The organism is Ferruginibacter sp. (assembly GCF_031430955.1).
Classification (GTDB): Bacteria; Bacteroidota; Bacteroidia; order Chitinophagales; family Chitinophagaceae; genus Ferruginibacter.
The window spans coordinates 1-11,698 of sequence record NZ_JANPCM010000634.1; the positions used below are offsets into that span (position 1 = coordinate 1).

Below are 11,698 nucleotides of genomic sequence, written 5' to 3' on the forward strand. Positions count from 1 at the left end.
AAACCATAAAGTAGGCAACAGTGTTACCGGTGCATCTTTGGTACTGCGGTTGGTAATATCAATTTTAATATAAATGTCGGTGGGGCTTTGTTTGGCGTAGGTAATTTTTACATCAAAATATTCATCGTTTTTAAAAACGCCGGTATCTAAAATTTCATACTCAGGTTCCAGTTTACTTCTGTTGCGGTTGGTATTTAAAAGATCGCTGTATGGAAATTCGTTTTGCGGATACTTATACAAATACTCCATGTAATAATGTGTGGGAATATTATCCTGGTAATAATATAATTCCTTTACATCTTCGCCATGGTTGCCATCGTAATTGCCCACACCAAACAGGCGTTCTTTTAAAATTTTATCTTTACCATTCCATAAAGTAATGGCAAAACAAAGGTTTTGAAAATAGTCGGATATACCGGCAATACCATCTTCGCCCCAGCGGTAAGCCCTGTAATGCGACTGATCGAAAGGAAGATACCCCCATGCATCGCCATAAACGCCATAATCTTCTCTTACTGTACCCCATTGCCTTTCGCTTAGATACGGGCCCCATTGCTCCAGTGGTACTGGCTTTTCGTTATTTACTTTTAAGCGTTGGTGTTCTGCTGTCATTATTATAATTTAAAAATACTGATGCCGCAGTTGCTAAACAACCGTACAACATTTTACAGCAGTCAATCGTTGAAAATTTGAGGTATAAAAATAATCAATTTAAAAGAAGCAATAACAGCTTCTTATAAAATACAGCTGCAATCGTTTGGTGTATCGCTAATTACTATAATGAATAAATAAACAATCTTTTTACCCGGAACCGACATTTTAACAGTTTTTGGTAAAGAAATTGGATGGTACAGCAAAAAGCAATGCCTGTAAAATACTTTACTGCTGTAGGTATTTCGTTAACCGTACTAATGTTTAGCTGCGGTAAAAAGAATGTGCCGCAATCATCAGCCAATACTGCAACAGTAAGCAATACCAGTAATGCGGCTAACCCTGTAATAAAAAAACCGGCAGTAAAAAAAGCACCGGCAGCACCTGTTGCCAAAGTAATTATTGTAAATGACAATGTTGCAAAAAAAAGTTTTGATGGCAGATTATATTATGATGTGGATGGCCACCGCTACTGGCGCAATTACAACGATGGCAAATATTACCTTTTTAATAAAACTATGTACAGCGATCCTGCATTTAAACCTCATTAAGCCGGTAAGCTGCTAAAAAATAGCACAAAATTTAAACCAATAAATATGAAAAAAATCTTTTTAATTGCTGCTGTAATTTTAAATACCCAACTGGCCAGTGCTCAGTTAAAAACAACCACTGCATGCCCCGTTTTTAAAGTAGATGTGCTGGAAGGAAAATTAAATGATGATTTAAGCGCCAAATCAACCATGGGTGAAATAAAAACATTTTTTCCCTGCTACAGCGAAATAGCAGAAACTGATGCCGGTAAAAAATGTGCTGGTATTTTTTATAAAGACAAAGGCATTGATTTTTATACCGAAAGAGATTACATTGAAATAACACAAAACTTTAAAGGTAAACTTTCTTTACCGCTGATGGGTGCAGGCCGCAACACTTTATTTAAATGGCTGGGCTACCCTAAAATAAAAGATGCCAGCTGGGATGCATTTCAAACAAAATACGGCACACTTATTTTATATTACAATAAGGCTAATAAAATTATCAAGCTGCAGCTTAGCAGTAAAAGCACCGACACAATTAAATTGTGCGAATAGCGTTTAACAGGTCAGTATTTAAAACTGAATATTTTAAAGGCATTTAATTACTTTGTAAACAGCAATATTTATAAACTATTTTACTTTTGCTAAATAAAACCAACCGTTTACTAATTTCGTAGCTTTTTTTGATTGTATTGATATACATTTATATTATTAAACAGTACAATACTTTAATACAAATAAATAATTCCTTTATTGGATATACATAATTGATCAGCTCTTAACCACAGCTTTTCGCAACTCGGTTTTTCATAGGATATTGGATTTAAACGGGGCAGGATTTCTATCCAGCCCCTTTTTTATGCATAAAAACTAAAAAGCAGCTACTGATAATTTATTTATTTTTTCTCTTTACATACAAATAGAAATTTTCTACTTTGGTACGTGCCCACGGCGTTTTGCGTAAAAAAGTTAAACTCGATTTTATAGTGGGATTATTTTGAAAACAATTAATGTTGATTTGTTCTGCCAAGTATTGCCAACCACAGGTTTCTACTAAATAATTCATTATTTGCTCCAGCGTAATATTGTGTAAAGGATTATTTTTTTGCGGCAGCATAAATAAAGGCGTGGTACATTTTTAAAAAAATATGTTATGGATTAGTTGACCACAGCGAGGCCGTTTTTAATAAGGCCCTGCGGTTAAGTTTTAATTGTGCCACCACCAATTCTGCCAGGTCTTCAGCCTGCAAAACTTTATCAGGGTTACCATCGGTTAATTTTAGATCTATCGCCATATCTGTAGCTACTGTACTTGGTGTTAATGCACACACTCTTATATTGTGTTTTCTTACTTCCATCATTAAAGATTCTGTTAAGCCCAGCAATCCAAATTTTGATGCACTGTAAGCACTGGTAACTGCTGCACCTTTTTCACCTGCGGTGGAAGAAATGTTTATAATGTCGCCGGTTTTTCTTTCCATCATACCCGGTAAAATTGCCCTGGTGGTATAATACACCCCCAATAAATTTACCTGTATAATTTCTTCCCATTTTTCTGGTGGCATTTCTAAAAAATTACCAAAGGCACCTATACCTGCATTATTTATCAGTATATCAACCGGTGCCGATTTTGCTGTAATGCCTGCAATAACTTTTTCTACATCAGCCCTTTTACCAACATCCATTACTGCATACATCACCTTCACACCTTCTTTACTTATTTCAGTCTGCGCTTGCTGCAATGATGCTTCGTTGCGGCCGGTAATTATAATATGAACGCCTTCTTTTGCCAATGCAATTGCAATAGCTTTACCAATGCCACGGCTGCCGCCGGTTATAAAAGCTGTTTTATCTTTTAATTGTTGCATAATTATTTTTTAAAAAAAGCAAATGTAGTACAGGAATATTTTGGAGAGATAAGTAATTTTATTTTGCGTAAAAATTAATCGTATAAAAGCTCAATAGTAAATTCTGCAAACTCACCTTCAGCAGCATCTACTTTTATTTCGCCCTGGTGGGCTTTAATAATATCGTAACTTAAAGATAAGCCCAGGCCGGTGCCGGTGCCGGTAGGCTTGGTGGTAAAAAACGGCTGGTAAATTTTATCTGTATATTTTTTTGCAATGCCCACACCATTATCCCTGATGATGATTTTTATTTTGTTGCCTTCATTTTTTGTAGTTAAAGTTACAGTGGGCTCATAACCGGGTTCATTTTTTTTACTCTTTTCGCTAACGGCATAAAAAGCATTATCATAAATATTCATCAGCACACGGCCAATATCTTCTGCTATAATATTAATTTTTTCCAGCGTGGGGTCTAATGCCGTATTTATTACCGCATGAAAAGTTTTGTCTTTTACTTTAAAAGCATGGTACGCCAGGTTAATATATTCGTTGGCTAAATAATTCACATCGGTCAAAACAATTTCGTTGCCGCTGCTCCGGCCATGCTGCAGCATATTCTTTACAATATTATCGGCACGCCTGCCATGATGATTTATTTTTTTAAGATTTTCAATAATATCCTCTACCAGTAAATCAATTTCCTCCGTTGTTTTTACATTTCCATTTTCCGCTGCAAGCAGTTCTTTCATTTCCAGCAAAAGTTCTTCGGTTATTTCCGAAAAATTATTTACAAAGTTTAAAGGGTTTTGTATTTCGTGGGCAATGCCCGAAGCTACTTCCCCCAACGATGCCATTTTTTCTTTTTGTACCAATTGCAGCTGGCTGGCTTTAAGGTTAGTTAAAGCAACCTGCAAATTTTCTTTTTGTTCCTGTAATGCGGTTGTTCTTTCTTTTACCCTGTCTTCCAGTTTAAGGTTTTGTTCTATTAACTGTTGCTGCTGTTGCTGATGAATGGCCTGCAAATTTTTATGGTACTGTAATTTTTTTCTTTGGTTGGCAATAAACACAATAATGAAGCTGCCAAACAGCAGCACCATGGCCGATATGCCAATGATAACCCTAGACTGTAAGCTGATGTCGAGCAGATGCATAAAAAGCTTTGGTTATAAAAATGCAAAATAAAATGTAAGCAATGTTGTGTACGTTCCAGATATTATCTGCCAATGCAGGGTTTTGGTTTATCATGGGTACATAAAATAAAAACACAAAAAAATTAATTACTACATAAATACTCAGCCCTGTTACAATCCAAAAATCGGGGCCGCTGCTAAGGTCGCTTTCTTCCTCTCTTAATTTAGCAAGATAATACAGCATGCAATAGATGAGTAACAAATACGCTTCTGCCGCCAGTAAATTACCACTTAAATGATTGGGGTTGCCAAAATTTTCAACCGTACTAAAATTAATAATTATTATTAACAGGGAAAGATTAGGCAAAATATACAACCACTTTTTAAATGCCTGTTGGTTAAGCGCTATAAAAAAATAACTGAAACAGATAAAACGAATAACAGAATGTACATTGTATAATGGATTATTGCTTTGCAGCCACCATGGAAGATAAATTTTATACTCCGCAATAATATTACCCGTTAAATTTAGCAGCAGAGCAGCAAACAGGTAAATAATTACCGGCTTTAAAAAACCCGGCTGCCTGCGGTGGAATAAAAAATAAATGATGGGTATAAGCAGTGCCCATACTTCCGACCAATCCAGTATAAAGCCTAACAGTGCCTTCATCGTTGTCAATAATTTACAAGGAATATTTTTTTACTTATAAAATAAAGGGTACTGATAAAAAATTTTACAGAAAGCTTGACATTAAGGAAATTACAGTTTATCTTTTACATACTCAAATAATCTTCCTTTTTTATTCTTTAATCATTAAACCATCATCATGAAAAAGATTTTTTTATTGGCGGGTGCATTTTTATTTTTTATTGTACTGGTGCTGCTATTACCTTCCTGCAATAATAATGATGCTGCAGTACCCAAAACCGATGCTACCGTTGCCGAAGCAAACACACCACCAGCAACGGTTACAGTGCAGGCCAATCTTTTAAGCGGCCATTTAGATACCTTATGGATAACTGCTGCCGACTTTGCTGCCTTAGGTAATGGCACAAGAATAACGTTTAGATTTTATGATAGCCTTGATGCTTTTACCCTGCGTGGGTGGACGGGTAACAGTAACAGTTGGAATGACCGTTTGCCCGATGTTAAACTTTTAATTGGCAGACAAAGCCCCGTTATGTATGGATCGGGCAGTTATTTAGGCAACTTACAAATATCGCCTGCCCAATACACCACCATCAGGCAAAAATTAACTGCTACCAGCGCAACTTATGTTGTTTTTGGCCCGGTAAATCCCACTGTTCCTCCCAACGCAGGTCAAATAAGTTACAATATTTATGTAACCAGCGACGATCCCAGTGATTTTTCTCCAGCCTTTAAGTATAAGTTTTTAGTGGAGACTACAGGAGTAACTACCAATCCATCGCCACCAAAAAACAGCAACTAATTTTTTTTTGTGTTTTGTTTTTATGCCCGCCGGGTTTTAGGAAGATATCTTTTTAAAACCCGGTTGTTCTTTTATGGCATCAATATAAAGGCAACAAAAAAGAATTTCTGATATCATTAATTTTTTTTTAAGATTCGGGGTAAACTCAACCAACTGCAATTGTTCTTTTCGTCAAGCCATTATTCCCCCTGGTGTAAATATTTTTCACCTGTGTTTTTGTTGATACAAATTTGTATTCTAAAAATTAAAGTCATGAAATCAATTATCAGTAAAACACTTATGCTGGTTGCCATAGCCGCAACTTTGCTTTCTTTCTCATCAAAACTTTCACCTGCCTCGCCAGTTGGCGGCGAAGGATTTGAAATTTCCCTTAACGGTAAAATTGTATTGCAGCAATTTGGTAAAGACATGGAAAATGTAAAAACCCTGCAGCTCAGTTCCGCATCTGCCAACGATAAACTAACCATCCGCTATCATCATTGCGGTAAAGTGGGTAAAAACAGAATTGTTACCATTAAAGATGAGCAAAACAAATTGATAAAAGAATGGCGTTTTAATGATGCCTCAACTGCCCCTGGCGATATGAGCTGCAGTGTACAGGATATTATCAGCCTTAAAAAAGGCAGCAATAATGTTTTAAAAATTTATTACTCTTCCAGCGAACTGCCCAATGGCCGCCAGCTTGCTTCGGTTATTGTGGCCAACACCAATAAAGTACAGCCATAAACACTACACCTGTAAAAATGCCCCGGCTGTTTTTATAGTTGGGGTATTTTTTACAACAGTAAAAGTTAATGCTGCAGTGGCTGTTGTTTTTTATGCAGGAAATTGGACAAGCAGATTTTTAAGAGGTGCGGCAATTTTTTAGTAAACTATTGTTTGTGAAATAATCTCCTTTTTTGTAAATCCTTTTCCTTATTCTGGTGGCTATGTTTTTTTGTTTCCTTTTCTTTGCAACAAATTAAAAATATAAATGAGCAGCAAAGCCACTGTACACAATACCATGCGTATCTATCACCGTTACCTCGGTTTCTTTCTGGCGGGCATTATGGCCGTGTATGCCCTCAGCGGCATTGTGCTTATTTTTAGAGATACCAATTTTTTAAAACAAACCAAACAGGTACAACAGCAATTGCAGCCGGGCCTTACTGCCGATGCACTCGGCAAAGCCATCCGCTCCCGTGATTTAAAAATAGAATCCATAAATGGTGATGTGCAAACTTTTAAAAACGGCACGTACAATAACGCCACCGGTGCAGTAAGTTATACCACCACCCAGTTACCAAAAATGGTAGAAAAATTAACGCACCTGCACAAGGCCAGTACCAAAGACCCTCTGTTTTACCTGAATATATTTTTTGGTGTATCGTTATTGTTTTTTGTACTCTCCAGCTTTTGGATGTTTATGCCTAAGACGAGTATTTTTAAAAAGGGATTGTATTTTACGCTGGCGGGTGTGGTGTTAACGATTGTGCTGTTGTTGTTGTGAGGAGATTGGTGTGCAAATTTTTAATCTTCTTTATCATATTCATTCCGGTAAAACATAGCATCTTCCATATTTATAGTTTTATAATAATCCAGCAGTTGAATAAATAGATCTTTACCAATATTATGCATACCTAAATCTAAAAGGGTATCCAGGTGCCTTTCTATTATATGGTGGTTGGTACAATTTTGCTGAATAAGATTACTTACCTCTTGCTGCAAATAAGGTTTTTGCATGGCAAGGTTTTTATGAAAAATTTCAATGGCTTTTTTTAGATCGGACAGCAATTTATCCATGGTAGTGTGAATGTAGTGTTTGTTTTTAATTGTCGTGCCAGTGGCACGACAATTGAATTTTGGCAGTGTTTTGCAAATTGCCTTCCCAATTTTGCCGACAGTGCCGGCAAAATTCAGTTGTTATAATCAAAACTTTTATAGTTACAGGTTTTGTATAAGGCTGTTGTTATTCCGATAACTTATTTCGGTCTATTCTTTCTTTGGCTTCTATTAAAATACTGTGTATCTTTTTTTCTAATTGTTTTTTAGGTGGCAGTTCCGTCCAGTATTCGGCTACCATTATGCCGTCTTTGTGCATCTCCAGTAATTCTATTTGTTCCCTGCTGCTTTCGGCACAAAGTATTAAGCCTACCGGTGGCAATTCACCTGCTGCCTTTTCGTATTTATCCAGCCATTTTAAATACAATTCCATTTGGCCTTTATGTTCTGCTTCAAACTTACCCAGCTTTAATTCTACAGCTACTAAACGTTTTAAATTCCGGTGATAAAAAAGCAGGTCTAAATGAAAATCTTCGCCATCAATTATCATCCGCTTTTGGCGTTCTACAAAAGCAAAGCCTTTGCCCAATTCTAAAATAAAGGCTTCCAGTTCCCGTAAAATCGCTTGTTCCAAATCCTTTTCTAAATAAGTATTTTGCAGTCCTAAGAAATCTAAAAAATAGGGGTCTTTAAAACTGTTGTGGATGGCAGGATGGTTACTGGTATTTTGTAAATTGGCTATGCTGCTTCGTTCAAAGGTTTTGGTGCTAATTTGTTTGCGTAGTTCTCTTACGCCTAATGATTGTGTGGCAGATGCCTGAGCATAATACAGTTTTGCTTCCTGGTTTTTGATTGGTATTAATTCTCTAAAATGTGACCAACTCAATTGTCGCGACAGTGTCGCGACAATTGACAAATCGGGAAACTGCTCGGCAAACTGTAGCATTCTACGCAGGTTGCCCAACTCAAAGTTTCTACCATATCTTTCCTTCAATTGTGTAGACAGTGTCGCCACAATCTGTTTGCCATAATCTGCCCGTTTATTTTGAAGTATTTCTTTATTAATGCGGTTACCAATATGCCAAAACAATAGTGTAAGGGTGCTATTGGCTTGTGCCACTACCTGCTGCTGGCTTTGCTCAATAAGTTGCGACAGCTCATTGAATAAATCTTTTTCGGCGGCTTTTGTAATTGTATTTGTTTTATCATTTAATTATTTTTTAAAACTACCTCAATAAGTAAACTTCATACCAACCGGTAAGCTTGCCTTTTAAAAAGTTGAGCGTTTTTTTATAGCATGATGGGTTTGCTAACATTAGCTCATATAAATTTCATTGTTTATTTTTTTATAAAACAAGATCACCAAATTTTGTATGCACCGTTTAAATACTAAAAATACATTTTGAAAAGAATGGATTTGCTATACAGTTTTTCTCATACCCATAGCAGTTTTTTTAAGTTACTATACATCGTTAGGTAGTTTATAACCTTGCCAACCCAAGGTAAGAAAATTGGATAAATTATTTTGAGAATGATCACTGGCTTGCAGGCAAGCTCTGGTTGATTACTATCGTTATTTTTTTTAGAGAAGTGATGACGAAGCTGCCGGGGTGGATTGTGAGAGAGCTACATAAGAGCAATGAGAAATAAACAATACCGCCTCTTTTTAAATAAATTGCATTAAGCTGCGGTTAAAAATCGCTGGAACTGTTAGACACAAGTGATCCGCTAAAGCGGAACACCTTGCGCCAGAGGGCCAAACACTTAAGCCAGTTGGGTAAACGATTGTTGCGAATGCGAAATGCTTTTTTCGGTAACAGCATGCTTAGGCTATTCGTTGTTGGTCAATAAGACGCAACAACAGCGAGGAAGGGTGCGAAGATTGGTGCGTAACACCAACAAAGGCGAGAAAATTCCACTGGAACGAAACTTTTTTTTTCTGGCATCTCTTTAGCAGTATCAATTACACAATCATAATAAAATTGAAATGCAATGGATAAAACTAACACACCACAAACGGATGTAGACAAAACACCGGAAAGCAAAACCCGGCCGCAAGATGGGTTGCCACCGGTTGTTGAAAAAATTAAGGATGCAAAAAAAGAGGACACAGCCGAGGAGGTTAAACAAAGTTTTAAAGACCCTGATGTGCCGGCGGAACTTCCCGTTGGAAATGATGGAATAGAGGTTGGGGGAGAAGGTTGAACAGAACCTCCCGGTTTGGGGCAGGTCTCCTGACCTGATGTAAACAAAACAGGAAGCATCACCGTGCCGCCGTCTGGTCTCCTGACCAACGGCGTTGTACTTATAATGCTGCTACGATATTTTATATTTATTGTACACTTTTTTAAATGCAGCGTAGGCCATGCTACCCGTTGGTCATGAACCAGCCGGGGCGTATGCTGAGTAGCGAATACCTACGGCGGCGAAAACGATGCATCGCAGTAAACGATTGTTGCGAATGCGAAATGCTTTTTTCGGTAACAGCATGCTTGGGCTATTCGTTGTTGGTCAATAAGACGCAACAACGGCGAGGAAGGGAGCGAAGATTGGTGCGTAACACCAACAAAGGCAAAAAGTTAGTTCTAAACTTGTCTTAGAAGATTAAGAAGTATCAGGCAAAGTGTTGATTAATTCTATCCAGTGCAATACCAATTTGGGGCTCAGTCATTAACGATTTCTTTCTTGGCGACCAGTTACTAATGTATGTTTTAATGATATCTACAGATGAATTGTTTCCACTTTCTCTTGCAGCCCAGTGAACTGTAGCCAAAAGTTCTAAACCAAACGGCGATTCAAAACCCTCTATTAAACTAGTTAATTTTTTTAACCTGTTTTTTTCTTCATCAGTCAATTCTTTTTCAATAATTGTATTCACTTCCGGCAAATACTCTTTAACTAATAAAAGGGCATCTGTTGGTTTCATATCCTGAAAACGGATTTGTCCTTTAAAATAATATCCTTCCAAATAAGCCAGTAAATGTTTAAGATTAACAGCGTATGGTCCGTATGCACCTTTTTCAAATTGAAGTTTTAAATCTGGCTGCCCCATTGCTTGAAGAAAATAAGCCAACTTTTGAATTTCCAAATGTGAAATATCGAAGCCAAGTATATTATAACGTTGAGCCAACGCTAATACCAGAGCCCTGACTTTATTTAATTTAGGCGCTTGTGAACCAACAGTAGTTTTTGCATATGCATGATGCCCTGGTTCATAAATTTCAATATTTACTGTAGCAGCAATTGCAGAAAGCTTTCTCTCCATTAGCGGTTTTACATCTTTCCAATCCAAGCCACCATTACCGCATCCAAGTGGCGGCACTGCAATAGATTTAATATTCTTTTCTTTTATTACCCTTATCAAATCATCTAAACCTTCTTCAATATATTCAATCCGGGTATTGGCTCTCCACTCTGTTTTAGTTGGAAAGTTAATGATGTATTTTGGTCCCGTAAACTGCCCCGTTTCTGTAACAAACATTTTACCAATTACTACTTCTTTTGCTTTACAGGCTTTTTGGTACAACCTGAAGTTGAGAGAAAAATATTCCTTAAACTGCAAAGCAATGCCCTTGCCCATAATGCCTACCATGTTAACGGTATTTACCAAAGCTTCTGCATCTGATTGCAGCAGGTTACTATTTTTGTAGCTTATCATTAATAATAATATTCAGGTTTTACAGCAACTTTAAGGGAGAGTCCGGCCGTAGCTATTTCATTTTTCACAAATGTAGCTATTTCTTCATTGTGAGCAACAATACCTAAAATACCCTCTACCGGCAAATGCTGGTGAATTAAAAACTCTGCCTGTTTTAATTCTTTTCTTAACTGGCTATATTGTAAATACCATGTTTCGTCTTTAATAATTCGCCAGTCAAGTTTTTCAAGGTCGGCGTATTCATTAAAGAAATTTTTGTAAACAACATAAGCATGTCTGTCGGTAAATACAAAAGGCAACTGCAGTTCTGCAACTTTTTCTGCAGAACTCACCAGGTAAATAATCTCTTCCTGCCTTCCCCTGTAATCTGTTACTTCATTATTAAAAATATTATACAGCATGGGCATTTTATAATGAAAATAGAATGGGATATAATCATTTAATACACCAGCTGGTTCAATATTTACAGGCCATGCACCCCTATTGCTGATTAATGTTTTAAAACCAATACCTATATAATCCGGATCCTGCACAGCACAATTACAGCAATGCAAACCGCTACGCAATATGAAACCAATATTGCGATAATAAGTCATTCGCCAGATGTAAGTTTTCTTTTCGATCATCCTTTTTTCAGTTTCTAAAACCTTGGAAAATGAAACCGAAC

14 protein-coding genes and 1 pseudogene are annotated in these 11,698 nt (G+C 36.9%); 6 read left to right on the forward strand and 9 right to left on the reverse strand.

Features of this window, described 5'->3' with window-relative positions; all coding sequences use genetic code 11:
- Positions 1 to 612: pseudogene (locus ACY65O_RS17930) on the reverse strand (MGH1-like glycoside hydrolase domain-containing protein); the annotation flags it as partial.
- Between the two features lie 233 nt (positions 613 to 845).
- On the opposite strand from ACY65O_RS17930, the gene ACY65O_RS17935 reads away from it, so the two are divergent.
- Together ACY65O_RS17935 and ACY65O_RS17940 are read left to right on the forward strand one after the other, a co-directional pair.
- Positions 846 to 1,202, forward strand: coding sequence for a hypothetical protein (locus ACY65O_RS17935; protein ID WP_462222233.1), 357 nt, complete (start codon positions 846 to 848; stop codon positions 1,200 to 1,202).
- Positions 1,203 to 1,247: 45 nt separating this feature from the next.
- Positions 1,248 to 1,739 carry a hypothetical protein gene (locus ACY65O_RS17940; protein ID WP_462222234.1) on the forward strand — a complete coding sequence of 164 codons (492 nt, stop codon included), beginning with the start codon at positions 1,248 to 1,250 and terminating at the stop codon, positions 1,737 to 1,739.
- A 337-nt stretch (positions 1,740 to 2,076) separates the two neighbouring features.
- Here the strand turns inward: ACY65O_RS17940 and ACY65O_RS17945 are convergent, their stop codons facing one another.
- From ACY65O_RS17945 to ACY65O_RS17960, 4 genes are all read right to left on the reverse strand, one after another.
- Positions 2,077 to 2,301 carry a VF530 family protein gene (locus tag ACY65O_RS17945; protein WP_462222235.1) on the reverse strand — a complete coding sequence of 75 codons (225 nt, stop codon included), beginning with the start codon at positions 2,299 to 2,301 and terminating at the stop codon, positions 2,077 to 2,079.
- A 34-nt stretch (positions 2,302 to 2,335) separates the two neighbouring features.
- Positions 2,336 to 3,052: a 3-ketoacyl-ACP reductase gene (locus ACY65O_RS17950; protein WP_462222236.1), complete on the reverse strand. Its 717-nt coding sequence runs from the start codon at positions 3,050 to 3,052 to the stop codon at positions 2,336 to 2,338.
- Between the two features lie 74 nt (positions 3,053 to 3,126).
- Positions 3,127 to 4,182, reverse strand: coding sequence for a sensor histidine kinase (locus tag ACY65O_RS17955; RefSeq protein ID WP_462222237.1), 1,056 nt, complete (start codon positions 4,180 to 4,182; stop codon positions 3,127 to 3,129).
- A complete protein-coding gene (locus ACY65O_RS17960; protein ID WP_462222238.1) occupies positions 4,151 to 4,831 on the reverse strand; it encodes a hypothetical protein in 681 nt (226 codons plus the stop codon). Before ACY65O_RS17960 ends, ACY65O_RS17955 begins: the two co-directional genes overlap by 32 nt.
- 157 nt (positions 4,832 to 4,988) lie before the next feature.
- On the opposite strand from ACY65O_RS17960, the gene ACY65O_RS17965 reads away from it, so the two are divergent.
- From ACY65O_RS17965 to ACY65O_RS17975, 3 genes are all read left to right on the forward strand, one after another.
- Positions 4,989 to 5,612, forward strand: a complete 624-nt coding sequence (locus tag ACY65O_RS17965; RefSeq protein WP_462222239.1) for a hypothetical protein — start codon at positions 4,989 to 4,991, stop codon at positions 5,610 to 5,612.
- Between the two features lie 252 nt (positions 5,613 to 5,864).
- Positions 5,865 to 6,338, forward strand: a complete 474-nt coding sequence (locus ACY65O_RS17970) for a hypothetical protein (RefSeq protein WP_462222240.1) — start codon at positions 5,865 to 5,867, stop codon at positions 6,336 to 6,338.
- Between the two features lie 247 nt (positions 6,339 to 6,585).
- Positions 6,586 to 7,101, forward strand: a complete 516-nt coding sequence (locus tag ACY65O_RS17975) for a hypothetical protein (protein ID WP_462222241.1) — start codon at positions 6,586 to 6,588, stop codon at positions 7,099 to 7,101.
- A 20-nt stretch (positions 7,102 to 7,121) separates the two neighbouring features.
- Here ACY65O_RS17975 and ACY65O_RS17980 read toward each other — a convergent pair whose 3' ends face one another.
- Both ACY65O_RS17980 and ACY65O_RS17985 read right to left on the reverse strand, forming a co-directional pair.
- Complete coding sequence (locus ACY65O_RS17980) at positions 7,122 to 7,394, reverse strand: hypothetical protein (protein WP_462222242.1); 273 nt, start codon at positions 7,392 to 7,394, stop codon at positions 7,122 to 7,124.
- Between the two features lie 166 nt (positions 7,395 to 7,560).
- Complete coding sequence (locus tag ACY65O_RS17985; protein ID WP_462222246.1) at positions 7,561 to 8,565, reverse strand: PDDEXK nuclease domain-containing protein; 1,005 nt, start codon at positions 8,563 to 8,565, stop codon at positions 7,561 to 7,563.
- An 800-nt stretch (positions 8,566 to 9,365) separates the two neighbouring features.
- On the opposite strand from ACY65O_RS17985, the gene ACY65O_RS17990 reads away from it, so the two are divergent.
- Positions 9,366 to 9,578, forward strand: a complete 213-nt coding sequence (locus tag ACY65O_RS17990) for a hypothetical protein (RefSeq protein WP_462222243.1) — start codon at positions 9,366 to 9,368, stop codon at positions 9,576 to 9,578.
- Between the two features lie 409 nt (positions 9,579 to 9,987).
- On the opposite strand, the gene darG is transcribed toward ACY65O_RS17990, so the two are convergent.
- Both darG and darT read right to left on the reverse strand, forming a co-directional pair.
- Entirely contained in the window at positions 9,988 to 11,031 is a 1,044-nt protein-coding gene (gene darG / locus ACY65O_RS17995) for a type II toxin-antitoxin system antitoxin DNA ADP-ribosyl glycohydrolase DarG (protein ID WP_462222244.1), read from the reverse strand.
- Positions 11,031 to 11,698 (reverse strand): type II toxin-antitoxin system toxin DNA ADP-ribosyl transferase DarT (gene darT / locus ACY65O_RS18000; protein ID WP_462222245.1); only part of this gene is annotated, 668 nt, incomplete at its 5' end. The genes darT and darG, both read right to left, overlap by 1 nt.